General features: G+C 71.1%; 21 protein-coding genes. 9 read left to right on the top strand and 12 right to left on the bottom strand.

Annotation, left to right across the window (positions count from 1 at the left end; all coding sequences use genetic code 11):
* Positions 1 to 7 precede the first annotated feature (7 nt).
* The 3 genes from aspT to VES41_RS21460 are packed head-to-tail and all read left to right on the top strand — an operon-like array spanning position 8 to position 4002.
* Positions 8 to 1699 (top strand): aspartate-alanine antiporter, encoded by a 1692-nt coding sequence (gene aspT, locus VES41_RS21470; protein WP_324821302.1) that lies wholly within the window; start codon positions 8 to 10, stop codon positions 1697 to 1699.
* A gap of 9 nt (positions 1700 to 1708) precedes the next feature.
* Entirely contained in the window at positions 1709 to 3085 is a 1377-nt protein-coding gene (locus VES41_RS21465; protein ID WP_324821299.1) for a DUF3300 domain-containing protein, read from the top strand.
* 14 nt (positions 3086 to 3099) lie between these two features.
* The gene (locus tag VES41_RS21460; RefSeq protein ID WP_324821297.1) at positions 3100 to 4002 is read left to right on the top strand and encodes a DUF2950 domain-containing protein; all 903 of its coding nucleotides are present in this window, start codon (positions 3100 to 3102) and stop codon (positions 4000 to 4002) included.
* Positions 4003 to 4024: 22 nt separating this feature from the next.
* Here VES41_RS21460 and VES41_RS21455 read toward each other — a convergent pair whose 3' ends face one another.
* The 5 genes from VES41_RS21455 to VES41_RS21435 form a co-directional block, all read right to left on the bottom strand.
* Positions 4025 to 5212, bottom strand: a complete 1188-nt coding sequence (locus VES41_RS21455) for a thiolase family protein (RefSeq protein WP_324821294.1) — start codon at positions 5210 to 5212, stop codon at positions 4025 to 4027.
* Positions 5213 to 5229: 17 nt separating this feature from the next.
* Positions 5230 to 7032 carry a feruloyl-CoA synthase gene (locus tag VES41_RS21450; protein ID WP_324821292.1) on the bottom strand — a complete coding sequence of 601 codons (1803 nt, stop codon included), beginning with the start codon at positions 7030 to 7032 and terminating at the stop codon, positions 5230 to 5232.
* Positions 7033 to 7177: 145 nt separating this feature from the next.
* Complete coding sequence (locus tag VES41_RS21445; protein ID WP_324821290.1) at positions 7178 to 7732, bottom strand: TetR/AcrR family transcriptional regulator; 555 nt, start codon at positions 7730 to 7732, stop codon at positions 7178 to 7180.
* Positions 7733 to 7845: 113 nt separating this feature from the next.
* Positions 7846 to 10185, bottom strand: a complete 2340-nt coding sequence (locus VES41_RS21440; RefSeq protein ID WP_324821288.1) for an ATP-dependent DNA helicase — start codon at positions 10183 to 10185, stop codon at positions 7846 to 7848.
* A 36-nt stretch (positions 10186 to 10221) separates the two neighbouring features.
* Positions 10222 to 10956: an IclR family transcriptional regulator gene (locus VES41_RS21435; RefSeq protein WP_324821286.1), complete on the bottom strand. Its 735-nt coding sequence runs from the start codon at positions 10954 to 10956 to the stop codon at positions 10222 to 10224.
* 134 nt (positions 10957 to 11090) lie between these two features.
* Between VES41_RS21435 and VES41_RS21430 the strand changes: the two genes are divergently transcribed.
* The 5 genes from VES41_RS21430 (at position 11091) to VES41_RS21410 (ending at position 16957) form a co-directional block, all read left to right on the top strand.
* Positions 11091 to 12365, top strand: coding sequence for a CoA transferase (locus tag VES41_RS21430; RefSeq protein ID WP_324821284.1), 1275 nt, complete (start codon positions 11091 to 11093; stop codon positions 12363 to 12365).
* Positions 12362 to 13135, top strand: a complete 774-nt coding sequence (locus tag VES41_RS21425; protein ID WP_324821282.1) for an enoyl-CoA hydratase/isomerase family protein — start codon at positions 12362 to 12364, stop codon at positions 13133 to 13135. The genes VES41_RS21430 and VES41_RS21425 overlap by 4 nt, the downstream gene beginning before the upstream one ends.
* A gap of 40 nt (positions 13136 to 13175) precedes the next feature.
* Positions 13176 to 14348, top strand: a complete 1173-nt coding sequence (locus VES41_RS21420; RefSeq protein WP_324821280.1) for an acyl-CoA dehydrogenase family protein — start codon at positions 13176 to 13178, stop codon at positions 14346 to 14348.
* A gap of 72 nt (positions 14349 to 14420) precedes the next feature.
* Complete coding sequence (locus VES41_RS21415) at positions 14421 to 15410, top strand: tripartite tricarboxylate transporter substrate binding protein (protein WP_324821278.1); 990 nt, start codon at positions 14421 to 14423, stop codon at positions 15408 to 15410.
* Positions 15411 to 15418: 8 nt separating this feature from the next.
* Complete coding sequence (locus VES41_RS21410; protein WP_324821276.1) at positions 15419 to 16957, top strand: AMP-binding protein; 1539 nt, start codon at positions 15419 to 15421, stop codon at positions 16955 to 16957.
* A 33-nt stretch (positions 16958 to 16990) separates the two neighbouring features.
* Here the strand turns inward: VES41_RS21410 and VES41_RS21405 are convergent, their stop codons facing one another.
* The 5 genes from VES41_RS21405 to VES41_RS21385 are packed head-to-tail and all read right to left on the bottom strand — an operon-like array spanning position 16991 to position 22365.
* Positions 16991 to 18559 (bottom strand): bifunctional 3-(3-hydroxy-phenyl)propionate/3-hydroxycinnamic acid hydroxylase, encoded by a 1569-nt coding sequence (locus VES41_RS21405; RefSeq protein WP_324821274.1) that lies wholly within the window; start codon positions 18557 to 18559, stop codon positions 16991 to 16993.
* Positions 18556 to 19419: a fumarylacetoacetate hydrolase family protein gene (locus tag VES41_RS21400; RefSeq protein ID WP_324821272.1), complete on the bottom strand. Its 864-nt coding sequence runs from the start codon at positions 19417 to 19419 to the stop codon at positions 18556 to 18558. Before VES41_RS21400 ends, VES41_RS21405 begins: the two co-directional genes overlap by 4 nt.
* Before the next feature lie 24 nt (positions 19420 to 19443).
* Positions 19444 to 20349, bottom strand: a complete 906-nt coding sequence (locus VES41_RS21395; protein ID WP_324821271.1) for a VOC family protein — start codon at positions 20347 to 20349, stop codon at positions 19444 to 19446.
* A complete protein-coding gene (locus VES41_RS21390; protein WP_324821269.1) occupies positions 20346 to 21383 on the bottom strand; it encodes an amidohydrolase family protein in 1038 nt (345 codons plus the stop codon). Before VES41_RS21390 ends, VES41_RS21395 begins: the two co-directional genes overlap by 4 nt.
* Positions 21384 to 21390: 7 nt before the next feature.
* Positions 21391 to 22365, bottom strand: coding sequence for a tripartite tricarboxylate transporter substrate binding protein (locus VES41_RS21385; RefSeq protein ID WP_324821267.1), 975 nt, complete (start codon positions 22363 to 22365; stop codon positions 21391 to 21393).
* 89 nt (positions 22366 to 22454) lie between these two features.
* Between VES41_RS21385 and VES41_RS21380 the strand changes: the two genes are divergently transcribed.
* Positions 22455 to 23393: a LysR family transcriptional regulator gene (locus VES41_RS21380; protein WP_324821265.1), complete on the top strand. Its 939-nt coding sequence runs from the start codon at positions 22455 to 22457 to the stop codon at positions 23391 to 23393.
* 18 nt (positions 23394 to 23411) lie between these two features.
* Here the strand turns inward: VES41_RS21380 and VES41_RS21375 are convergent, their stop codons facing one another.
* On the bottom strand, positions 23412 to 23837 hold the full coding sequence (locus tag VES41_RS21375; protein WP_324821263.1) for a GlcG/HbpS family heme-binding protein: 426 nt from the start codon (positions 23835 to 23837) through the stop codon (positions 23412 to 23414).
* Between the two features lie 37 nt (positions 23838 to 23874).
* Positions 23875 to 25614 carry a thiamine pyrophosphate-binding protein gene (locus tag VES41_RS21370; protein ID WP_324821261.1) on the bottom strand — a complete coding sequence of 580 codons (1740 nt, stop codon included), beginning with the start codon at positions 25612 to 25614 and terminating at the stop codon, positions 23875 to 23877.
* Between the last annotated feature and the right edge of the window lie 3 nt (positions 25615 to 25617).

Below are 25617 nucleotides of genomic sequence, written 5' to 3'. Positions count from 1 at the left end.
GCGTGCCATGGACTGGCTGACGCCCATCTTCGAGAAGAACCCGGAGGTTCCGGTGTTCCTGGCCATCGGCCTGGGCTACTGGATCGGCAAGTTCAAGATCGGGGGTGTCGGCTTCGGCCCCGTCACCGGCTCGCTGCTGGCCGGCGTGCTGATCGGCAACTTCTGGCATGTGCCGGTGTCGGACACTGCTAAGTCGCTGCTTTTCCTGCTGTTCATGTACGGCATCGGCTTTTCCGCCGGGCCGGGCTTCGTGCGGGGGGTCCGGGACGGCGGCTGGCGCTGGGTGGCATTGGCCTTCTTCATGCCGGCCGTGGGGTTGCTCACCGCCTTCGCAATGGCCAGGCTGCTGTCGCTGGAGCTCGGCTACGCGGCCGGCCTGATGTCTGGCGCGCTGACCGAATCGCCGGTGATCGGCACCGCCAGCGAGGCGATCCGCTCGCTGCCGATCGCGGAAGCCGAGAAATCCCGCCTGATCGCGCAGATTCCGGTGGCGGACGCGCTGACCTACGTCTTCGGCACTTTCGGCGTCATCTTCTTCTGCGCGAACGTCGGGCCGTGGCTGCTGCGCATCGACATGAAGGCCGAGGCTCTCGAGCTGGAAAAGGAAATGGGATTCGAACGGCACAGTCCGGGCATTGCCTCGGCGTGGCGCATGTTCGAGCTTCGTGCCTACGAGATCGGGGCCGGCTCGGGCGTCATCGACAAGACGATCGCCCAGGTCGAGGCCGCCGTGTCGGACGAGCGGATCTTCATCGAACGCTTGCGCCGCGGCGGCCAGGTCATCGAGACCACCCCCGCCCTGGTGCTGGCCGAGGGCGACGTGGTCGCCGTCATCGGGCATCACGCCTCGCTGATCCGCGCGATCGGCGAGCGCAACCGCGAGGTGTTCGACCGCGAGCTGCTCGACGTGCCCGCCGCCACCTTCGACATCGTCCTGCGCAACCGGGACCTGGCCAATCGCCCGTTGCAGGAGATCCGCGACGAGGCGCCCGATGTCCGCGGCGTCTACGTGAAGGCGCTGCGCCGTGGCACCGAGCAGATTCCCGTCATGCCTGGCACCCGGCTGCTGGTGGGCGACGTCCTCACGGTGCACGGGCTCGAGCCGGCGGTGCGCCGCGTCAGCCCGCTGCTCGGCGACGTGCTCCAGACAGGCGGGAACACGAGCTACCTGGCGCTGGGCCTGGCCATCTTTGCCGGGGCCGTGCTCGGCATCGTCGTGGCGTTTCCCGCCGGTGGCGTCCACGTAGCCCTGGGCACCAGCGTGGCGACCCTGCTGGTCGGGCTGGCCATGGGCTGGCGCAATTCGATCCACCCGAACTTCGGCGCGCTGCCCGCGGATGCGGCCGACCTGATGAAGTCCATCGGCCTGGCCGCCTTCGTCGCGATGATCGGCCTCAAGGCCGGACCGGTGTTCGTCCAGGCGCTCAAGGACATCGGCCTGACCGTGTTCCTGGCCGGGATCGTGGTGACGCTCGTGCCGCTCGTCACCGGGCTGCTGCTGGGTCGCTACGTGCTCGGGCTCAATCCGCTGCTGCTGCTCGGTGCACTCGCCGGCGCGCAGACCATGACGGCCGGGCTGGCGGCGGTGCAGGAGCGTTCCCAGAGCCCCGTCGCGGTCATCGGTTATTCGAGCACCGTCGCCTTCGGCCACGTGCTGCTGTCCATCGGCGGCACGGTACTGGTCTGGATGCTTGCCTGAGGCCTTTCAATGAACGTCTACCGCTCTGCCCATTCGCCAATGCTGCCCTGCGCGGCGGCGCTCGCGCTGCTGCTCGGCGGCTGCGCCTACCCGGTGCCGGTGGCGGTACAGCCGGCGACCGTCACGACGACCACCACGACCACCTCGCAGCGCGGCGTGCCGCCACCGGCACCCCAGTCCACCGCGCCGGCGGCGGACGGCACGTTCAGCCAGGCCCAGATCGACCAGATGATGGCGCCGATCGCGCTGTACCCGGACTCGCTTCTGTCGCAGGTGCTGATGGCGTCCACCTATCCGGCCGACGTGGCGGACGCGGCCAGGTGGTCCAAGGCCCACGCCGACCAGAGCGGCGACGCCGCGGTCCGGGCCGTCGAGAGCCAGCCCTGGGATCCGAGCGTGAAGTCGCTGGTGGCATTCCCGCAGGTGCTGCAGACCATGGGCGACAAGCCGGACTGGGTGCAGAACCTGGGCGACGCCTTCCTTGCCTCGTCGAAGGACGTGCTCGATTCCGCCCAGCGGCTGCGGGCGCGGGCACGCGAGAGCGGCAACCTCAAGACCACCGAGCAGCAGACCGTCACGGTGCAGCAGCAGGCCATCACCATCGAGCCCGCCAATCCGCAGACGGTCTACGTGCCCACCTACAACCCGACCGTGGTGTACGGCACGTGGCCGTACCCGGCCTACCCGCCGTACTACTGGTATCCGCCGTCGATGTACTACCCGGGCTACTACCCCGGCGCGGCGCTGGCCACCGGCATCGCATTCGGCGTCGGCGTGGCCGCCACGGCGGCGCTGTGGGGCGGCTGCAACTGGGGCGGCGGCGACGTCAACATCAACGTCAACCGCTACAACAGCCTCAACACCAACCGCCAGCTCAACGCGGGCCAGAACCGGTTCCAGCACAACGCCCAGAACCGGCGCGGCGTGCCCTACCGCGACAGCCGCAGCCAGCAGCAGTTCGGCAAGAACGTGCCGGGAGCGGAGAACCGCGCAGACTTCCGCGGCCGCGACGCCCAGCGCCAGCAGGCGCAGTCGGCCCTGCAGCAGCGCGGCATGGATCCTGGTGCGGGCCGCGAGCAACTGCGCAACGACCCAGGCGCACGCCAGCGGGCCGATGCTGCCGCGCGCGGCCAGGGCGGACTTGGCGGCAACGACGGGCGAGCGCGTGTCGACTCGCGCGGCGGCGGCACCGCCGGCGACAGCGCGTTGCGGGGCGCCGGCAACGCCGGCCAGGCGCGCCAGCAGATGGACCGGGGCACTGCCAGCCGGCAGTCGATGTCGCAGCATTCGGGCAGCCGCGGCAGCTACGGCGGCGGCGGCTTCAGCGGCGGCGGCCGCGCAGGTGGCGGGCGCGCCGGCGGTGGCGGACGCGGTGGACGCCGGTAGACAGGAAGCACACCATGCACATCAACCAACTTTCCTGCCGCGTACGCCGTACCGCCACGGTCGCGCTGCTGACAGTCGCGGCCCTTTGCGTGCCAGCGCTCGCGCCGGCGCAGCAGGCCTATTCCAGCCCCGAGGCGGCTGCGCAGGCCTTCCACGACGCCATCGCCCGCGACGACGCGGGCGCACTGCGCACGGTGCTGGGCGCCGACTGGAAGCACTTCGTGCAGACCGACGAGATCGGTCGCAGCGAACTGCTCGCGTTCCTGGCCGCATGGGATGCGTCCCACAAGATCGTGCCCAAGGGCGCGAATACGGCGGAGCTTGCGGTAGGCGAAGGCGGCTGGACCCTGCCCATCCCGCTGGTCAGCCAGGGCGGCAGCTGGCGCTTCGACACCAGGGCCGGCGCCGACGAGATGCTCACCCGCCGCATCGGGCGCAACGAGCTGGCGGCCATGCAGGCGGTGCTCGCCTACTACGACGCCCAGAAGGAATACGCGCTGCGCGACCGCGACGGCGATGGCGTGCTGTCCTATGCACGCAAGTTCGTCAGCGCGCCAGGCCAGCATGACGGCCTGTACTGGCCAGACGACGTCCAGGGCCAGAGCCCGCTCGGGCCGGCCTTCGGCGGCATCAAGCCCGGCGAGGGATACCACGGCTACCACTTCAGGATCCTCGAGGCCCAGGGGCCGAACGCCCCCGGCGGCGCCTACGACTACGTCATCGGCGCACGCATGCGCAGCGGCTTCGCACTGGTGGCCTGGCCGATACGCTACGGCCAGACCGGCGTCACCAGCTTCATGGTGAGCCACGACGGCGTGCTCTACCAGAAGGACCTGGGCCCCCGCAGCGACGCCGAGGCACGCGCCATGCGCACCTTCGACCCCGATGCGAGCTGGGCGAAAGTGAACGCGCCCTGAGTCGGGACCGCGTCGGCCCGCCTCAGGACACCTCGACCACCACCGCCGCACCCATGTCCCCGGCGGCGCAGCCGGTGAACAGGCCGACGCCGCCGCCCTGCATGGCCAGGGCGTTCGCCAGCTCGGCAATAGCGCGCAGGCCGGTCGGCGCCTGGGGATGGCCATAGATCAGGCTGCAGCCGAGCGGGTTCATGCGCTCGAGCGCAAACCCCGTCTCGCGATGCAGCCACAGGTCGTTGACGGCGAACGGGTTGTGCGTGGTGATGGTCTTCAGGTCGGCCACGCCCTTGCCGGCATCGGCCAGCGCCCGGGCCGCGGCCAGCGCCGGTGCCTTGGGCATGCGGCCCTTCTCGGCGCGCGCGAAGGCCGCAGAGAGCAGGCGCACGACCGGCTGGCCGGCGGCCAGGCCGATGGCCTTGTCCCTGCTGGTGAGCACGGCGCCGGCCGAGCCGTCGGCCGGATGGGTCTGCGAGCCCGGGGTGATGACGCCGTCCGGCCGCGCCGGGGCGAGCCTGGCGAGGCCGGCCGCGCTGTACTCGCTGATCCCCTCGTCGGCTGCCAGCACGGTTTTCGACTTGCGTGTCTCGATGACGATGGGACGCAGGTAGCGCTTCTGTGCGGCGCGGTCGTCCTTGAGCGCATCCTGGTATTGGCCGTAGCGCAGCAGCGTGAGTTCGTCGCACTGCGCGCGCGTGAAGCCGCCGTCCACCGCCGTGCATTCGGCGGTGTAGAGCATCGACTCGCGCGTCCACGGATCGGCTGCGAACGAATCGAGCACCCAGTGCGTGGTCTGCGGCGCGCCGCCCATCGCGGCGCTGCGCGGAAACACCAGCAGCGGGCCGTTGCTGGTGCGATCGGCCGTGACGACCACCTGCGTCTCGCCCTCGCCCAGCTGCGACGCGGCGGCGGCACTGACCAGGCAGGCCACGGCGGTGGCGCAGGCCTGCGCGATGGCGGGCCCGCCGATGCCGGTCATGCCCAGTTGCGCCGCCACCCACGGCGGGGCATAGAAGCTGCCGGACTGCGGGATGGTGGTTCCGAACACGATCTGCCCGGCGTCCTTCGGGTCGAACCCGCCGCCCGCGAGCGCGTCGCGGGTGACCTGCACGGCCACGTCGAGCGCCGAGATGTCGGCGGCGGCGCCCTGCCAGCGGATGAACGGCGAGCTCCACAGCAGCGGGAGCGGGATGAAGGCATTGTCGAAGCGCATGAAGAAGTTCTCCTGGTTCAGAGCATGACCACGCGCGGGTCAGGCGAATCGGCGTAAAGGGCTTCGACGTCCGCCGCGCGGCGGGCGAGCACCGCGCGCTGGTTCACGTAGCCCTTGTCGGTGATCTCGCCGGCATCCATGGCCGGCGCGTCCTCCAGCACCAGCACGCGGCCGGGGCTCTGGGAGCTGCCGCCGCCGCCCTCGCGCAGCGCCGCCAGCGCGCTGCGCACGTGGCCGAGCACCTGCGCGCGTTCGCACTGACGGCCTTGCGGCGACAGGAACAGCAGCAGGCCGAGGTCGGCGCGATCGTGTCCGGTCACCACCGCGTCGGCGACGTACGGCGACATGGCGCTGACCGCGCGCAGGCGGACGGTGCCCACCGACACCCAGGTGCCGCTGGTGAGCTTGAAATCCTCGGCCACGCGTCCGTCGAAGGCGATGCCCTTGGCCGGATCGTCGGGGTCGACCAGCTTGCCGGCGTCGCCGATGCGATAGAAGCCCTGCTCGTCGAAGGCCGCCGCGGTCAGCTCGGGCGCGCGCCGGTAGCCGGCGAAGACCTGCGGCCCCTTGACCCGCAATTCGAGCTTCTCGCCGTTGGGCACGAACTTCACTTCCGAGCCCGGCAGCGGCAGGCCGATGCAGCCGGCGCGCTCGATTTCCCAGTGCACCGTGGTGATCGCCGGCGCCGTCTCGGTCGCCCCCCATGCGCAGGTGAACCACAGCGGCTGGTCGCGCACGCCCGCGGCCACTTTCTGGAGCCGCTGCCACGTGCTCTGCGGCAAGGCGGCGCCGGCGTAGAACAGGCCGTCCAGGCGGGCGAAGACATCGGCGGCCGCCTGTGGGTCGCTTTCCAGGTAGGGCAGCAGCATGTCGAAGCCGCGCGGCACGTTGAAATGGAAGTTGGGCTGGATCTCGCGCAGGTTCGCCAGCGTCTTCTCGATCAGCCCCGGCGCGGGCCGCCCTTCATCGATGTACAGCGCGCCGCCGTGCGCCAGCGCCATGTTGAAGTTGTGGTTGGCGCCGAAGGTGTGGCTCCATGGCAGCCATTCCACCAGCACCAGCGGCTCGCGCTCGAGGAACGGCCAGACCTGGGCGATCTGCTGCTGGTTGGCGCACAGCATCCGGTGCGTGTTGACCACCACCTTCGGATGGCCCGTCGAGCCGCTCGTCAACAGGTACTTGGCCTCCGTCTGCGGCGTCACCGCGGCGGCCAGGCGCTCGACCATCGGCCCTTCCCTGCCGGCCGCGAGCGACTCGAACGTGCGTGCGTCGGGCAACTGGCCGGCATTGCGGCTGAAGTACAACGGGGCGCTTCCCTTCCACAGGGCGAGCGCCTCGCCGTACACGCCCGCGTCCGACGCGTACACCAGGCCCGGCTCCAGCATGTCCAGGATGCCGTGCAGCTTGCTCCAGTCGCGGGTCATGCGGGTGTAGGCGCTGGAGACGGTGCAGCTCACCCGCCCGATGTACAGCGCCGCGAGCGACAGCAAGGCATGGTCGATGCCGTTGTCCGAGACGATGACGACCGGCCGGTCCGCCGGCAGGTCGGCGGAGATGAGGCCCTGGGCGATCCTGCCAACCCGTTGCCGCACCTGCTGGTAACTCAGGCGAAGCCACTCGCCGTCGCTGCCGCGCTCGGCCAGGAACACGGCGTCCGGCGTGGCGATGGCCCAGTCGTCGAGCCAGTCGCCGACGCATCGGCTGCAGGCCTGCAAGGGGTCTTCGCTTCGCAGCACGAAGGCGCCGCCGGCAAGATCCTGGCGAATGACGCGAGGGGGTGCGAGCGAATCGCCGCGGCTGGAAAGAATGGGAGTGCGCATGGGAAACGAGAAGCGGACCAGGTGCCGCGCCCGGTCCGGCGCGACCACCATCCATACAGTTGTGTATTGATGAGTTTAGGGTCGCCGCTCGGGATTGACGCTAGGGTTTCCCCGCCCTCGGGACGTCAGTGCGGGATGGCGGGCGCTAGCGGCCGGCCAGCAGGGTTTCGGCGACGAAGCGTTGCCGCCGTTGCTTGTCGTCGGTGCTGCCCTGGTTGTGGAACAAGGATTCCGACTGCATGTAGCAATAGAGCACGAAGGCGCGCGACTTCGCGTCGGGCTCGGCGAAGCCCAGCTCGCCGAAACACTCCTGCAGGTACACGAGGCGCTTGGCGTCCACCGCGTCGACGACCCTGCGCGCCATTTCGTCGCGCCGGGCCCAGGCGCGGATCGCCAGCTCGACCGATGCCCCCTTGAGCGCCGCGCGGCCGTGGAACGGCAGCTCCACCAGCTCGCGGATGAGGTCTTCGGCTTGCACGCCCTGCTTGCGGTAGCGGGCGATGATCTGTTCGGTCTGCGCATCCTGCCAGCTCAGCAGGACGCGGTTGAGCAGGTCTTCGCGGTCCTTGAAGTGCCAGTAGAAGCTGCCGCGCGTGACCTCCATGATCTTCGCCAGCACGTCCACGCGCACGGCGTCGATGCTGCGGTGGATCAGCAGTTCGGTGGCCGCGCGGATCCAGTCATTGGGCGTGAGCTGCACACGCTCGGCACTCGGGGATCGCGCGGTTTTCTTCGCGGGCGTCGTCTTTTCGGAGGCGCGGGCAGACCGGTTCGTAAGCATGGGAAGTCATGGTATCGGAACCGGTGCGGGTTCTACGTGGGCAGCGCCGGCCATCCCCACCACGACGGCAGCAGCGCCTGGATGGACGCCTCGCGGTAGCGGTCGTCCAGGAACACCAGCGTGCCGCGGTCCTGCTCGGTGCGGATCACGCGTCCGGCGGCCTGCGCCACTTTCTGCAGGCCCGGATAGAGGTAGGCATAGGCATAGCCGTCGCCGAAGCGCTCTTCCATGCGCTGGCGGATCTGCTCGTTCAGGGCGTCCGGCACGGGAATGCCCAGGCCGGCGATGAACACGCCCACGAGCCGGTCGCCCGGCAGGTCGATGCCTTCGCCGAAGGCGCCGCCGAGCACCGCCACGCCGATGCCTCGCCCTGCCGGCGCTAAGCGGTCGAGGAACGCCTGGCGCTGCCTCGCGTCCATGCCCGGCGCCTGGGTCCAGACCGGAATGTCCGGATGCCCTCGGCCGAGCGCGGACGACAACGCCTCGGCATAGGCAAGGCTTCCCACGAAGACGAGGTAGTTGCCCGGACGCGCGCGGTAGTGCGACGCGACTTCCTGCACCAGCCGCGGCAACGCCTGCGCGCGGTGCCGCGCCCGCCCGGAAAGCCGCGCGGCGACGCGCACCTGCAGCTGGTCCGCATGGAACGGAGAAGGCACGTCCAGGGTCAGCGTCGCCTGGGCGAGCCCGAGCGTGTCGCGGTAGAACTCGAACGGCGAGAGCGTGGCCGAGAAGCCCACGCTGGCGTGCGCGGCCGCCCAGCGGCGGCGCAGGTGCGCAGCGGGCACCAGGTTGTGCAGGGCCAGCACGCCGTGGCCGGCACCCGCAGCGGCGCCCGAGATTTCGAGCAGCGAGTCTCGATCGAAGGTCTCGATCAGGCGGTCGAGCTGCAGCAGCTCGAAGAAGCTGGCCAGCAGCGGGCTGCCGGTGCCGGCCGCGGGCTGCTCCGCCAGGTGCTCGGACATCGCGGTCACCGCCTGGCGCACGGCCTGCGCCAGCCTTTGCGGCACCTCGTGCCGGAACCGGCCGCCCTGCTCCGAGCCGGAGGGCGCGGGCGCCGTCTGCGCAGCGGCGTCCCGGCTTGCGGCGTGCCAGGCGCGCCGCACGTTGCGCAGCGCACCGGCGACCGCCGGCGGGGCGATGGCCAGCGCATCGTCGAGCGCCTTGCCGTCGACCGCGCAGGAATACATCGCGCGCCCGCGGTCGACCAGGTTGTGCACCTCGTCCACCAGCACCGCAACGCGCCACCCGTCCTCCTGCGCCATGGCGAACAGCAGCGCATGGGTGTCGAAATAGTGGTTGTAGTCGGCCACCACCACGTCGGCCCACCGCACCATCTCCTGCGCCAGGAAGTACGGGCAGACGGCGGCGCGCTGCGCGATGCGCGCGGTTGCCGCACGGTCGAGCCACTGTACTTCGGCCGCCTCGCTGCGTGCCGCCGGCAGGCGGTCGAAGAAGCCGCGCGCCAACGGGCAGTCGTCGCCGTGGCAGGCGCGGCCGGGATGGACGCATTCGCGCTCGCGCGCCGACAACTCGACCACCCGCAGCTCGGGCGCGCCGGCCTGCAGGCGCTGCAGCGCCTGAAGCGCCACGGCGCGGCCGGGGGTCTTGGCCGTCAGGTAGAAGATCTTGTCGAGCCGCGCCGGCGTGCGTGCCTTGAGCGCCGGGTAGATCGAGGCGATGGTCTTGCCGATGCCGGTGGGCGCCTGCGCCAGCACCGGCCGGCCGTCGCGCACGGCCTGGTAGACGGACGCGGCAAAGGCGCGCTGGCCGGGGCGGAACTGCGGCTGCGGAAACTTCAGGGCCTGCAGGCCGGCGTCCAACGCGGCGTGGCGGCGCCGCTCGCGCTCGGCCCAGCCGGCATAGGTGCGGCACAGCGCGTCGGCATGCAGCGCGAGCTCCTGCGCGGTGAACCGCGCCTCGACCACCGTCTCCTCGTCGGTCTCGATATTCAGGTAAACGATGGCGATGGACAGCGCCACGAGGCTGCGCAACTCGCACAGCATGGCGCCGTAGACCTTGGCCTGTGCCCAATGCAGGGCGCGCTGGTTCTCGCGCATGCGCGCCAGCGGCCCGCGGTGCGTCTTGATCTCGTCGAGCCGGCAGGCCGCCGCGTCGAAGCCGTCGGCGCGGCCGCGCACCAGCAGCCCGTGGCGGCTCAGGCGAAGCGCAATCTCGCTCTCGTAGCCGGCTCCGCGGCTGGCCTGCAGCATGCGGTGCCCCTCCGCGCCCTGCTGCGCCGTCGGCGCCGGCGTGAAGCGCAGATCCAGATCGCCCGAACGTGCGGCGAACGCGCACAGGGCCCGCACGGAGACGCTGAACGCCGTGTCGGGCCCGGGGTTCACGGCAGGCGGCGGGCTGGGGGAATCGGTCACGCGGCTACTCTACCCGCCAGGGCCCCGCCGCAGCGCTCACTGCGCGTCCAGATACGCCTTCAGCCGCTCGCGCAGCGTGCTGGCCAGCGCCTCCAGCCGGTTTCCGATGCGGTACGACGGCCCGGCCACCAGCAGGGCGAAGCGGCGGTCGGCCAGCTCGAACGGCAATGCCACGCCGCCCAGGTCCGGCGTGAATTCGGCGTTGCCCTCGAACCAGCCCCGCGCCCTCGAACGCTCGATCTCCGCCTCGACCTCGGCGGGCGTCAGCAAGGTGGTGGCGGTGTGCGGCTCGAAGGTGGCCTTCTTCAGCACCGCGGCGCGCTCGTCGGCGCTCATCTGCGACAGCAGCGCGCGTCCGGTGGCCGTCACGTGCAAGGGCACCCGCTTGCCCACCGGCGCGGCGTAGCGCACGGAGTTGGGCGACTCCACGGTCTCGACGAACAGCGCATGGGCGCCGCTCGCGGCGGCGAGCACGGCGGTCTCGCCGGTTTCCTCGACCAGGCTCTCGAGCAAGGCGCGCATGTCCCGCGGGATCGGCTGCGCCGCCTCGATCCGGTTGACCAGCGAGGCCCAGATCGGCGCGGGGTAGTACCCGGCCTTGGCCTTGGGCTCGTACAGGAAGCCGCGGCTCGTGAGCGTGCCCAGCAGGTTGAAGGTGCTGGAGCGAGGCCATCCGAAGTGCCGGGCGATCTCGGCCAGGCTCGCCGGCCTCTGGTGGGTGGCGAAGAACTCGAGCAGGTCCAAAACGTAGGCGGCTTGTTTGACGTTCACGATGAATGGTTCCGGGACATGGCGCCGAACGGCGCGCGCACATTAAACCGCGGCCGCGGCGCCACGGCCCGCTCAGGGAAGTCCCCAGGCTGCGATTCGTTGTCTATTTGTTCCTGTGCAAGTATGCTTTGTTCATGCACAGGAATGAAACTCCGGCCGCGCCCGGCGCTGCCGAGGAAGGGTCCGGTCCGCTGGCGGGCCTGAAGGTCGTGGACATGACATCCGTCCTCATGGGCCCGTTCGCATCGCAGATGCTGGGTGACATGGGCGCGGACGTGATCAAGGTGGAGGCGCCGCGCGGCGACCTGGTGCGCCAGATCGGGCCGGCGCGCCACGAGGACATGGGCCCGGTCTTCCTCAACGCCAACCGCAACAAGCGCAGCGTGGTGCTGGACCTGAAGAACCCCGACGGCCTGGCCGCGCTCAAGCGCATGCTCGAGGATGCGGACGTCCTCATGTACAACGTGCGCCCGCAGGCCATGGCGCGGCTGGGCCTGGCCTACGAGGACGTCGCGCGGCTCAACCCCCGCATCGTCTACGCCGGCCTGTTCGGCTTCGGGCAGAACGGGCCGTATGCCGCGCGCCCGGCCTATGACGACCTGATCCAGGGCGCGTCGACCCTGCCGCACCTGATCGCCCGCGCCTCCGGCGGGATTCCGCGCTACGTGCCGACCGCCATGGCCGATCGCATCGTCGGCCTGACCGGCGTGAGCGCCATCCTGGCAACGCTGCAGGCGCGCACGCGCACCGGGCGCGGCGACCGGGTCGACATTCCGATGTTCGAGACCATGGTGGCCTTCGTGCTGGGCGACCACATGGGCGGCCTGACCTTCGAGCCCGCGCTCGACGAAGGCGGCTATGCCCGGCAACTGTCGCCGGAACGCCGGCCCTACCAGACCCGGGACGGCTACATCTGCGCGCTGGTCTACACCGACAAGCAGTGGCAGGGCTTCCTGCGCGAGATCGGCCGCGAGTCGCTCATGCGCGAGGACGACCGCTTCGCCACCTATGGCGCCCGCTCGCGCCACATCGACCATGTCTATGGCGTGCTGGCCGGAATATTCCAGGAGCGCTCGACGGCCGAATGGATGGCGCTGCTCGAGCGCGCCGACGTGCCGTTCATGCCCATGCACAGCCTGCGCAGCGTGCTGGACGATCCGCACCTGGCGGCCACGGGCTTTTTCTCGACCGTCGAGCATCCCAGCGAGGGGCCCATCCGGACGATGCGCATGCCGGTCACCTGGGCCCACTTCAAGCCGCGCGCGCCGAGGCCCGCGCCCGGCCTGGGCGAGCACACCCGCGCCATCCTCGGCGAGCTCGGCTACGGCCCCGCGCAGGTCGAGGCCATGCTTGCAGCCGGTGCCGCCAGCGCGCCACCCGTGACTGCGGCGGCAGGGAGCGAGCAATGAGGCTGACTGACGAGGTGATCTTCGAGGTGGTGGACGGCGCGATCGCCGTCGTCACCATCGACCGGCCGGCGCAGCGCAACGCCATCAATGCGGGCGTGATCGAGGGCCTGCGCCAGGCGTGGCTGCGGCTGGAAGCCGACGACGCCCTGCGCGTGGGCATCCTCACCGCCAGCGGCGACAAGGCCTTCTGCGCCGGCATGGACCTCAAGGCCGCTGCCGCCATGGGGCTCGCCGTGCCGCCGCGCGACATGTTCCCGGTGCTGCAGGACGTGGTGCAGATCTCCAAGCCGACCATCGCCGCGGTCAACGGCGTGGCACTGGCCGGCGGCTGGCTGTTCGCGCAGATGTGCGACCTGTGCATCGCGGCCGAGCACGCCAGCTTCGGCATCACCGAGGCCAAGGTCGGCCGCGGCATGCCTTGGGCCGCCCCGCTCATCCGCATGCTGCCGCAGCGCATCATGATGGAGGTGCTGCTGACCGCGCGCCCCATCTCCGCGCAGCGCGCCCTCGCCCTGGGCTACGTCAACGACGTGGTACCGCTGGCCGACCTGCGCGAACGCGCGCTCGACATGGCGCGCGGCATTGCCGCCAACGCGCCGTTGACCGTCAAGGCCGCGCGCGAACTGGTCTACCTCTCGGCAGAAATGGGCCGCTCGGCGGCGCTGCGTGCCGCCCATCACCTGTTCGAGAGCGTCTACCTCAGCGAGGACGCGCAGGAAGGGCCGCGCGCATTCGCCGAAAAGCGTTCGCCGGTCTGGCAGGGCCGCTGACGCGGCAGGCCGCCCATCCACATCGCCGCCCTTGCACACCATGAACTTCGAACTCAGCAACGAACACCAGTCGATCCGCGAGGCCGTGCAGGACCTGTGCACGCGCTTTCCCGAAAGCTACTGGCTCGAGCGCGACGCCGACGGCGTCTTTCCGCACGACTTCTACCGCGCCATGGGCGACGCCGGCTGGCTCGGCACCGCCATACCCGAGGCCTACGGCGGCTCCGGCCTGGGCGTGCAGGAAGCGGCGGTGATGATGCAGGCCGTCGCCGAGACCGGTGCCTGCCTGAGCGGCTGCTCGAGCATCCACATCAACGTCTTCGGGCTGATGCCGGTCGCGGTGTTCGGCACCGAGGAACAGAAGCAGCGCATGCTGCCGCCGATCGCCCGCGGCGAGGTCAAGGCGTGCTTCGGCGTGACCGAGCCCAACACGGGCCTGAACACGACCATGCTCAAGACGCGCGCGGTGCGCCACGGCGACAAGTACGTTGTGCACGGCCAGAAGGTCTGGATCTCGACCGCGCAGGTGGCCGACAAGATCCTGCTGCTCGCGCGCACCACGCCGCTGGAAGACCTGCCCCCGGGCCGGCGTTCGGCCGGCCTGACGCTGTTCTACACCGACCTCGACCGCTCCCGCGTGGACGTGCGCCTGATCGAGAAGATGGGCCGCAAGTGCGTCGATTCGAACGAACTGTTCATCGACGGGCTGGAGATTCCCGTGGCCGACCGCATCGGCGAGGAAGGGCAAGGCTTCAAGTACATCCTGCACGGCATGAACCCCGAGCGCGTGCTGCTCGCCGCAGAAGCCGTCGGCGTGGGGCGGATCGCGCTGCGCAAGGCGACCGACTATGCACGCGAGCGGGTCGTGTTCGACCGCCCCATCGGCCAGAACCAGGCGATCCAGCACCCGCTGGCCGAAAGCTGGATCGAGCTGGAGGCGGCGCACCTGCTGACCATGAAGGCCGCCTGGCTGTGCGACAACGGCGGCGATTCCGGCGCCGCCGCCAATGCCGCGAAGTACTTCGCCGCCGAGGCCGGGTTCCGCGCCTGCGAGCGCGCCGTGCTTACACACGGCGGCATGGGCTACTCCAAGGAGTTCCATGTCGAGCGCTACCTGCGCGAAATCATGATCCCGCGCATCGCGCCGGTAAGCCGGGAACTGATCCTCAGCCACATCGCCGAGCGCGTGCTGCAGCTGCCCAAGTCGTACTGACCGCGCGGCCGCCAGGCCGCGCACCCGTCACGTTCCCGGTCGCCACATCCATCAAAGCAAAGGAGACTTCCCATGAACACGATTTACCGCACCTCCCGCCGGCGCCTGTTGTCGCTCGCCCTGTGCGCCGGCATCGCCGCGCCCCTGAGCGTCCACGCGCAGGACTGGCCGACCAAGCCGGTGCGCATCGTCGTGCCGGCCGGCCCCGGCGGCAGCGCGGACCCGCTCGCCCGCCTGGTCGCGGAGGAACTGGGCAAGTCGCTCAAGCAATCCTTCGTGGTGGAGAACCGGCCCGGTGCCAACGGCAACGTCGGCGCCGCCTCTGTGGTCAAGTCCACGGCCGACGGCTACACGCTGCTGTTCGGCTGGACCGGAACGCTGGTGCCGGCCATCACCCTGTACCACGCCAAGCCCTACCATCCGCAGCGCGACCTGGACCCGATCGTGCTCATCGGCTCGGTGCCCAACGTGGTCGTCGTCGATCCCTCGCTGGGCGTGAAGTCGCTGGCCGAGCTCACGGCCTATGCCAAGAGCCATCCGGGCCAGCTCAACTTCGGCTCCACCGGCTCGGGCAGCTCGTACCACTTGTCGGGCGAGCTCTACAAGAAGACGATGGGCGTGTCGATGCTGCACATTCCCTACAACTCCCCGGGCGCGGTCTTCACGGACCTGGTGGGCGGGCGGCTGCAGGTCGCCTTCCCCGGCACCGCCGCGGCCGCGCCGCTGGTCAAGGACGGTCGCCTGCGCGCCGTGGCCGTGATGGCCGACAAGCGCTCGCCCATGATGCCGGACGTGCCGACCACCAGCGAGCTCGGCTTCCCGGCGCTCGTGTCCGACACCTGGTTCGGCCTGCTCGCGCCCAAGGGCACGCCGGCGGAGATCCGCCAGAAGATCAACCAGGCGGTCAACGCGGCGCTCAAGGATCCTCAATTCAACGAGCGCCTGATCGCGCTGGGCTTCCAGCCGCTGGGCGGCAGCGCGGACGCCTTCGCCTCGGCGCTGGCCTCCGACATCGAGAAGTGGGGCGAGGTGGTCAGGTTCTCCGGCGCCAAGATCGACTGATACCCGCCATGCATCTCGCCCGACTCTTCCAGCGCAGCGTCCACAAGTTCGCCGACCGCCCGGCACTCGTGCGGGGAATGGGCGACGCCCTGCCCTACCGTGCGCTGGCGCGGCGCGTGCACGCGCTGGCGCGCCACCTGCGCGACGATCTCGGGCTGCAGGCCGGCGATCGCGTGTGCCTGGCCATGAAGAACTGCGAGGAATATGCCGAGGCCATGCTGGCCATCTGGCACGCGCGCCTGTGCGCGGTGCCGGTCAACAGCAAGCTGCACGCCGCCGAGGTGCGGTTCATCCTGCAGGACGCGGGTGCCCGCGTGTGCCTGGCGCACGGCGAGTTCCTGCGCGAACTGGCGGCGGCCGATGCGCACGCCACGGACGTCCAGTGGATCGACGTCGCGGACGCGCCCTGGCAGGCGGCACGGCATGCCGACGCGCCGGCCGAGGCCGAAGCGGCGGCCCGGGGCGCCGACGACGAGCCGGCCTGGCTCTTCTACACCAGCGGCACCACCGGCCGCCCCAAGGGCGTCGTCCTCACGCACGCGAACCTGGTGCACATGGCGCTCAACTTCCACGCGGACATGCTGGCGGTCGGCGCTGACGACGCAATCGTCCACGTGGCGCCGCTGTCGCACGGCAGCGGCCTCTACGCCATTCCCTACTGGATGCATGGCGGGTTGCAGGTCATTCCCGAAAGCGGCGGCTTCGACGAGGCCGAGCTGGCCGCGCTGCTGCGCCATCACCGCAACGCCAGCCTGTTCGCCGCCCCGACCATCATCACGCGCATGGTGCGCCACCAGGCCGCGCATCCCGGCCCGCTGCCTGGCCTGCGCTGCTTGCTGGCCGGCGGCGCGCCGTTCTACGCGCAGGACATCAAGGCAGCGGTTGCCTGCTTCGGGCCGCGCATCGCGCAGATGTACGGCCAGGGCGAGACCCCCATGACCATCTCGGCACTGCCCGCCGACTTCATCGCCAGGGCGGTCGCGCAGGACGACCAGGCCATGCTGTCGTCGGTTGGTTTCGCGCAGAGCACGGTCGAGATCGACATCCTCGGCGACGACGGCGCACGCCTGCCGGTCGGGGCGATCGGCGAGATCGTCGTGCGCAGCCCCACGGTGATGGCCGGATACTGGAACAACCCTGCGGCCAGCGCCGGCACCCTGCGCGGCGGCGCCCTCTGGACCGGCGACGTCGGCCTGGTCGACGAGCGCGGCCTCCTGCACCTGAAGGACCGGTCCAAGGACGTCATCATCAGCGGCGGCAGCAACATCTACCCGCGCGAGGTGGAAGACGTGCTGCTCGCCCACCCGGGCGTGCGAGAGGCGGCAGTCATCGGTGCGCCGGACGCCGAATGGGGCGAGGTCGTGGTGGCGATCGTGGTGGCCGACGGCCCGGTGACCGAAACCTCGCTCGATGCCCACTGCCTGGCTTCGATCGCGCGCTTCAAACGGCCCAAGCGCTATGCCTTCGTCGACGCGCTGCCCAAGAACCCGACCGGCAAGGTGCTGAAGGCGCAGCTGCGGGCCCGCCACGGCGGCGCCTCCTCCTGAGCGACTGCGGCCCGCGCGCCCGCGCCGCCGTCTTCAGGTCATGCTGGCCACGCCCGCCGTGCGCCCCAGCGCTTCGCCCGCCTCCTCGCACAGCGCCGCGATGTCGCCGGCGCCCGGCGCCACGCCGAAGACATAGTGGTCCGGCCGCACCAGTGCCGCCACGCATTCGTGCCGGCGCAACCAGCCGGTGGCCACGCCTTCGGCATCGTCGGCGTCGGTCAGCGCGACGATGGCCAGGCCCTCCATCGGGTCGACCGGCTGCCATGCAACGTCCGGCGCAAGCACCAGGCGCCAGCCATGGCCGGCCACTTCATCCATGCGCCGGCGCTGCCCGTCCGCGCCGGCCAGCCAGGGCTGCGGGAACAGGCTGCCGCGCCCCGCGCGGGCCTTGCCGGATAGCAACCCCTCCTCGAGGCGGGGCAGGATGTCCTGGCGCGGCGTGTCGGGCACGACGCCGCCACAGTCGCGCAGCAGTTGCGCGTCGCGCGCGCGCGCCTTGTCCGGGTCGCGCTCGCAGATGACCGCGCCCACCGCCTTGATCCGCCGCGTGAGTTCGCGTACGTGCGCCTGGCGCTCGGTGCCGTAGCTGTCGAGCAATGCCTGCGCGGCCGCGCCCTGCACCTCGCCCGCAAGCACCGCCGCGAGCTTCCAGGACAGGTTGGCGACGTCGCGGATGCCCTGGCACATGCCCTGCCCCAGGAACGGCGGCTGCATGTGCGCCGCGTCGCCGGCCAGGAACACGCGCCCCTGCCGCCACTGCCGGGCCACCAGCGCATGGAAGCGATAGCTCGCCTGGCGCCACAGCTCGCCATCCTGCGGCGACAGCCAGCGCGACAGCAGCTTCCAGGTGGCATCGGCCGTGGCCAGGTGCGCCGGGTCCTCGCCCGGCAGGATGGAGATCTCCCAGCGGCGATGGTTGCCCGGGCCGATCACCATCGTGCACGGCCGCTGCGGCTCGCAGTACTGCACGCTCACCTTCGGCAGCCTGGCCAGGCCGCGCTCGTTCACCCGCACGTCGACCACGAGCCAGGGCTCGTCGAAGTCCAGGTCTTCCATGCCGATGCCCAGCTGCGTGCGCACGCCGCTGGCGCCGCCGTCGCAGGCGATGGCATAGCGCGCGCGCACCACGCGGCTGTCGCCGCACGGCCCGTCGACGCGCAGCGATACGCCCCGGTCGTCCGGCACGATCTCGCGCATCTCCACGCCCAGCGCCACCGTGACGTCGGGCAGCCGCGCGACCCGTGCGCGCAGCGCCCGCTCGACCGGCGGCTGCGTGAACACGATCGACGGCGTGTAGCCCTGCGGGTGGGGCGGCGCCACCATGGTCATGCGCCGGATGAGCTGCCCGTCCACCCCGTAGTACTCGGAATTGGTGAACGGCTCGGTGAACGGCTCGATGTCCTGCACCACGCCGATCTGCTGGAACACCCGCATGATCTCGTGGTCCAGCGCGATGGCGCGCGGGATCTGGTAGACGTCCGGCAGGCGCTCGCACACGTAGACCTTCAGGCCGCGCTGCCCCAGCAGCGCGGCGGCGACCTGCCCCGCCGGCCCGTAGCCGACGATGGCCACGTCGTAGAGGGTGTCGTCCGCGCTGCTCACGCCGCCTCGTTCGCGATCGGGTTGGACAGCAGGCCCACGCGCTCGATGTCGATCTCGATCGTGTCGCCCGCCTTCATCCACACCGGCGGCGTGCGTGCCTGGCCCACGCCCGCGGGCGTGCCCATCACGATCACGTCGCCCGGCTCCAGCGTCAACACCTCGGCCAGAAGCGCGATGGTCTCGGCCACGCTGAAGATCATGTCGTCGGTGTTCGCGTCCTGCATCACCTGGCCGTTCAGGCGGCTCTGGATGCGCAGGCCGGTGGCGCCCGGCGCCAGCTCGTCGGCGGTAACCAGCACCGGGCCGAAGCCGCCGGTGCGATCGAAGTTCTTGCCGATGGTCCATTGCGGCGTGCGCTTCTGGTAGTCGCGCACGCTCATGTCGTTGAAGCAGGCGTAGCCGAACACGTGGCCGAGCGCGTCGGCCTGCGTCGTGTGGCGCGGCACGGCCGTGCCGATCACGACCGCCAGTTCTGCCTCGTAGTCGAAGCGGCTCGACACCCGCGGCAGCCAGCCGGCCTCGCCGTGCGCCACCAGCGACGACGCCGCGCGAAAGAAGAACCAGGGGTAGTCCGGCTTCTCGCGGCCGCCCTCCTTGGCATGGTCGTAGTAGTTCAGGCCCAGGCAGATGATCTTGCCCGGCTCGGGCACCAGCGGCGCCAGCTTCGTGCCGTCCAGCGCCTGGCGCTTGCCGGCCTGGATCGCGCGGCGGCCCGCCGCCTGCAAATCGGCGCCGGCGCGCAGCGCCGCGCGCATGTCCGCCGGCACCTGCGCGTCGGCGTCGTTCAGGTCGATCAGGTCGCCGCCGTCGACGACAGCCAGGCGCGGGGCGCCTTGGCGCAGGTAGGTGGTGAACTTCATGTCGGGATGCTCCGTTCTCGTGAATCAGGGTTGGGGTGCGAAGAAGACGCGCCGCTGCGCCTCCTTCAGCGTGGCGTCGGGCGCGGGCGAGATGCCCCACTGGTCCACGCGGCCGGGCGGCCACTTCCAGTGCTCGGGCCCGTGCGAGGCGTAGCTGTCGTCGATCTGCTCGACCTCGGCCGTGTACTCGATGACCACGCCGAAGGGGTCGATGAAGTAGTTGAAGAGGTTGTTGCCGGGGCCGTGGCGGCCGGGGCCCCAGCGGATCGGGAAGCCCGCGTCCTTCATGCGGCCGCCGCCGCGCATGACCGACTCGAAGTCGGGCATGAGGAACGCGATGTGGTTGAGCGCATCGTTGTCCGAGATGCCGATGGCGATGGTGTGGTGGTCGCCCGCGCAGTTCATGAAGGCCATGATCCCGGTGCGATCGGCCAGCCGGAAACCCAGCGCCTGCTCCAGGAAGGCCTGCGTCTCGTCGACCGCATGGCTGTTGAGCACCACGTGCGTCAGGCGGATCGGCCGGTCCCGGGCCGGCGGCGCGTCCGTCCGGCGCTCGTCGCCATGCACCACCTGGAACACGCGCCCATGCGGGTCCTTGAACTTCATGCCGACGCCGCCGGCGGGGTCGCGCGTGAGCGGATGCGGCGCCGCGAGCAGCGTGGCCCCGGTGCCGGCCAGGTTGGAGGCGATGGCGTCGAGCGCTTCCCGGCTGCGGGCGCGCAGCGTTACCTGGCGCACCTGCGGCAGCTCGCCGCCCTGGTGCAGTGCCAGCAGGTAGGCGTCGCCGCCGGTGCCGCGCAGGTACAGCACGCCGTCGCCGCGGTGCGCCACCTCGAGCTGCCAGGTGCCGGTGTAGAACGCCTCGGCGCGGGCCAGGTCGGGCACATGCAGGGCCACGCTGCGCAGGCCCTCGATCCATGGAGAACTCATGGTGTCGTCTCTTTCGTCGTCAGGCCGAGGAAACGCCCGGCGTTGCGGTACACGAGCGCGGCCGCCGTGTCGGCGTCGAAGCCGGCGGCCTCGATGCGCTGCACCGGCGTGCGGTCGTGGAAGTTGAACGGGTAGTCGGTGCCGACCATGAGCTGGTCCGCGCCGAAGGACGCCACCAGGTGGCGCAGTGTGGCCGTGTCGAACACCAGCGTGTCGTAGAACAGCCGCCGGGCCTGGTCGGCCGGGGCGACGTCGATGCTTTCCTTGAGCGCGGGGAATACCGCCCATCCCTGCTGCAGCCGCGGCAGCAGAGAGGCCAGCGTGCCGCCGCCGTGGCTGAACGCGATGCGCAGGCGCGGCCGGCGCCCGATCAGCCCGCCGGTGATGACCGACGCGGCGGCCAGCCCGACGTCGCCGGGGTAGCCCAGCACCTGCTGCAGCGGCGCCGGGCCGACCAGCCGGTCCATGCCGGCCGGGCGCAGCGCGTGCACGAACACCGCCGCGCCAAGCGCCTCGCAGGCCTCGAAGAACGGGTCGAACCGCGGCGCGCCGATCGGCACGCCATTGATGTTGCTGCCGACCTCCACGCCGGCGAAGCCCAGCGTCCCGACGACGTATTCCAGCTCGGCAACGGCAAGGTCGAGGTCCTGCAGCGGTACCGCGCCGAGCGCGGCGATGCGCCCGCCGCCTTCGTCCACCATCGCCGCCATCACGTCGTTGGTGTAGCGCAGCAGCTGGTGCGCATCGGCGGCGTCCATCCAGTACGACAGCAGCTCGGGCATTGGAGAGATCACCTGCAGGTCCAGCCCCATGCCAGGCAGGTCCTGCAGGCGGCGGGTGGTGCTCCAGCAGGCGTCGGACACGGTGCGGTACACCTTGCCCGAGATCATCACGTGCCGGTGGCAGGCATGCGCGGGCGCCATCGACGGCCATTCGGGCGGCAGCCGGGCGCCCAGGTGGCGCGGAAAGTTCTCGGGCACGACGTGCGAGTGCACGTCGATGCCGCCGCAGCCGTGGCAGACGCTGGCGTGCATGCGCGGCTTACTCCGGATGGATGTCCAGCTGCCTGACCAGCGCGGCCCAGCGCTCGCGCTCGCCGCGCATGAACGACTCGAACTCCGGCACGCTCATGCGCGGCTCGGGCTGCGAGCCCAGGGTCTGCAGGCGCTGCGCCACCTCGGGCTGCTGCAGCACGGCCTCCAGGTCGCGGTTCACGCGGGCGATCACGTCCGACGGCGTGCCGGCCGGTGCGAACAGGCCGTTCCATCCGGCGTACTCGAAGCCGGGGAAGGTCTCCGACAACGAGGGCACGTCGGGCATGGACGCCTGGCGCTTGCCGGTGCTCACCGCCAGTGCGCGCACCTGCCCGGCCTGCAGGTAGGCGGTCAGCGCCGCGTCGGGCAGGCACACCAGCTGCACGCGCCCGCCGAGCACGTCCTGCATGGCGTCGGTCGCCTTGGTGTAGGGCACCTGCGACAACTGCACGCCTGCCATCTTGGCGACGCTGTCGGCCAGCATGCCCGAGAAGGTCTTGGGGCCCTCGGTGGCGATGGTGATGCTCCCCGGCTGCGCCTTGGCCAACGCCAGCGCGCCCTTGAGGTCCCTGGCCGGGAAGCCGGCCGCTGCCGCAATGACGAACGGGCTGCGGCCGACCAGGCGCACCGGCGCGAAGTCCTTCGCCGGGTCGTAGGGCAGCGTCTTGAAGGTGAAGACGTTGGTCACCATCGCGGCAGTGGTGGCGTAGTAGAAGGTGTAGCCGTCCGGCGCGGCGCGGGCGGCGGCCTGTGCGCCGATCACGTTCTGGCCGCCCGGCTTGTTGTCGATGACGACCGGCTGGCCCCAGCCGCGCGCGAGCTGTTCGCCGACGTAGCGGGCCAGGATGTCCGGCCCGGAGCCCGCCGGCTGCGAAAGAATGAACCTGACCGGGCGCTGCGGCCATTGCGGCTGCGCGCGCAGCAGGGAACTGCCGGCCAGGGGGAACAACATCGCCGCCCGGGCGAAGTCTCTGCGCTGCATGGGGTGTCTCCTTCGTTCTTGGAGCCTGCATGCTAGGAACGGCATCGCCATTTGAACAGTCGATGACATGGATACATAGAATCCATGCCATGGATATTCGTTCGGTCGATCTCAACCTGCTGGTGCTGTTCGATGCGATGGCGCGGCTGCGCAGCGTCAGCCGCGCGGCGGAGGCGATCGGCCTGAGCCAGCCGGCCACCAGCGCCGCCCTGGCGCGGCTGCGCGCCGTCTTCGACGACGCCCTGTTCGTGCGCGCCGGCGCGCAGATGGAGCCGACGCCGCGCGCGCAGGCGCTGGCGCCGGCGGTGCAGCGGGTGGTTCAGGCGATCCAGTCCGAAATCCTCCAGCCGGCAGGCTTCGATCCGGCCCGGGCCGAGCGCAGCTTCACGCTGCTGATGCCCGACATCGGCGAGGTGGCCTTCCTGCCCGGCGTGCTGCGCCGCCTGCGCCAGGAGGCGCCGCAGGTCCGGCTGCGCGCGCTGTCGATGCCGCGCACGGCGGCGGCGCAGGCGCTCGAAGCCGGGGACGCCGAACTGGCGGTCGGCTTCTTCCCCGACCTGCAGAAGGCGGGCTACTTCCGCCAGGCGCTGTTTCGCACGTCCTACACCTGCATCGCGTGCGTGCGCAACGAGGCCGCGCCTTCGCGCATGACGGCACGGCAGTACCTGGCCGCCCGGCACATCCTGGTGCGACCCGACGGGCGTGCCCACATGCTCGACAGCTTCCTGGAGGCCAAGGGCTGGCACCGCCACGTGACGCTGGAGCTGTCGCACTTCATGAGCCTGCTGTCGCTGCTGCCCGGCAGCGACCTCCTCGCGACGGTGCCCGACGACATCGCCACGGTGGTGCAGCGGCACATCCCGGTCAAGACGATCGAGCTGCCCTTCAAGCCGCCGCAGCTGCAGGTGCAGCAGTACTGGCACCGGCGCATGCAGAACGACGCGTCCAACCGCTGGTTGCGCGGCATCTTCTACGAGGTGAACCGACGCGAGGCCAACGCACGCCTGCCCGACTGGCAGGCCGCCTGAGCCGCGGCGGGTGTGTCGTCAGCCGTGCGCCAGGCCGGCGGCCTGCACGCCGGCGATGCAGATGGCCTCGTCCTCGTCGCCGGTGCCGCCGCTGGCTCCGACCGCGCCGAGCAGCCCGCCGGCGGCGTCGCGAATGACCACCGCCCCGGTCTGCGGCAGGAACTTTCCGTCGGCGGTGGCGGCGAGCGCGACGAAGAAGTTCGGGTTGTCCTTGGCGCGCTCGGCCAGCTTGCGGCTGGCCACGCCCATGCCCACGGCGCCCCAGGCCTTGGCGCGTGCGACGTCGAAGCGGAACATGCTGGCGCCGTCCTCGCTGGCGAACGCCTTGAGGTTGCCGGCCGCGTCGAGCACGGCGATGCCCATGGGCTGGTAGCCGGATTCCTTCGATTTCTTCAGGGCGGCTTCGATGATGGTCTGGGCTTGCTGCAGGGTCAGGCTGGGCATGTGTGGTTCCTGTACTCGTGTCTGGTCGTGTCGTCGTTCAATGGTCGCCTTCGGAGCCGGCCAGCGCCTCGAAACCGTAGCGGTTCATGCTGCCGAAGGCGGGCATGGCCGGGTGCGGCACGAAACGGGTCTGGCAGTCGAGCACGGCCGGCAGCCCCGAGGACAGCGCGCGCCGCATCGCCGGTGCGACCTCGGCCGCCGACGTCACGCGCTCGCCGTGGCAGCCGAACCCGCGCGCGATGGCCGCGTAGTCCGTCCCGTCGAGCGCAGTGCCCAGCTCGAAGCCGAGCGCGCGGCGCTGCCCGGCGCGGATGATGCCCCAGGCGGCGTTGTTGTGCACGATGCTCAGCACCGGCAGGCGGTAGCGCCGCGCGGTGTCCAGTTCGTTCAGGGTGAAGCCGAAGGAGCCGTCCCCCGTGACGAGGGCGACGGTGCGGCCGGGCTGCTGCGCCTGCAGCGCAATGGCGTACGGCAGCCCGAAGCCCAGGTGGCTCATGCCGGGCTCGTGAAAGCGCGTACGCACCGCGTGCACCGGCGTCAGGTCGTTGCTCCAGAAGGAGGTGTGACCGCCATCGAACACCGCCAGCGCATCGGCAGGCAGCGCCTGGCCGATGGCGCGGGCCAGGGCCGCCGGGTGCATTGCCTCGCCTTGCGCACCCTCCTCGCCCGATGCGGCCAGCCGCGCCTCGTACGTCGCACGCGCCTGCCGCAGCCCGGGCAGCCAGTCGCGCTCGACGGCCTGGCCGAGGCCGTCGTCGCAGGCCTCGATCAACGCGTCCAGCGCGGCCCGGGCATCGGCCTGCAACCCGACCTCGTGCAAGGCCGGATGGCCCAGCGCCGACGGATCGACGTTGATGCTGACCAGCCGGGCGCCGCGGCACAGCGGACCGCCCTCGTCCCACATCCATGACGACCAGCGGCAGCCCAGCGCCAGCACCAGGTCGGCACCCTCGAACGCCCGGCGCACCGGCTCGCCGGCGATCAGCCCGCCGTGCCCGATGAAATGCGCGCTGTCCGAGGCCACCACGCCCAACGCCATCTGCGTCGGCACGACCGGCACGCCCCAGCGCTGCGCCAGCGCCTGCACGCGGTCCTGCGCGCCGCTCGCCACCACGCCGCCGCCGGCGACGATCACCGGCCGCCGCGCCGCGCGCAGGAGCGCCGCGGCGCGCTGCAATTCGTCCGCGTCCGGACGCACGCGTCCCAGGGCGCGATAGCGCGCCGGCGGCACTGCCAGCGCCGCATCGTCGAACGGGCACGGCTGGGCGAGCACGTCCTGCGGAATGTCCAGGTGCACCGGCCCCGGGCGGCCGCCCAGCGCCTCGCGGAAGGCCCGCCGTACCAACTCGGGCAGGCGCCGGGCGTCGTGCACGACCGCGTTCCACTTGGTGATCGGGCGCGTCACGGCCACCGTGTCCAGGTCCATGAACATGCCGCTGTGCGGGTAGCTGGCCGCGCGGTGCTGGTTGGTGGTGATGGCCACCAGCGGCAGGTTGTTGTTGAAAGCCACGCCCAGCCCGGACGCAAGATTGAGCCCGCCCGGCCCCATCTCGCCCAGGGCCACCGCGATCTGCCCCGAGCCGGCGAATGCGGCGGCGGCCATCATCGGCCCCGCGGCCTCGTGGCGCAGGCCCAGAAAGCGCAGTTGCTCGTGCTGCGAGATGGCCTGCAGCAGCGGCCCCAGCTTGCCCCCGACGATGCCGTACACGTCGCGCACCTGCTCGGCCAGCAGCAGCCGCACCAGCGCCTGCGCCCCGTTCATGCTCGATGCCGTCACGTT

The sequence above is a fragment of the Variovorax sp. genome (assembly GCF_035634955.1).
GTDB lineage: Bacteria > Pseudomonadota > Gammaproteobacteria > Burkholderiales > Burkholderiaceae_C > Variovorax.
Note: the sequence above shows the minus strand (reverse complement) of the source record. Positions and strands in the feature narration are given on the sequence as shown.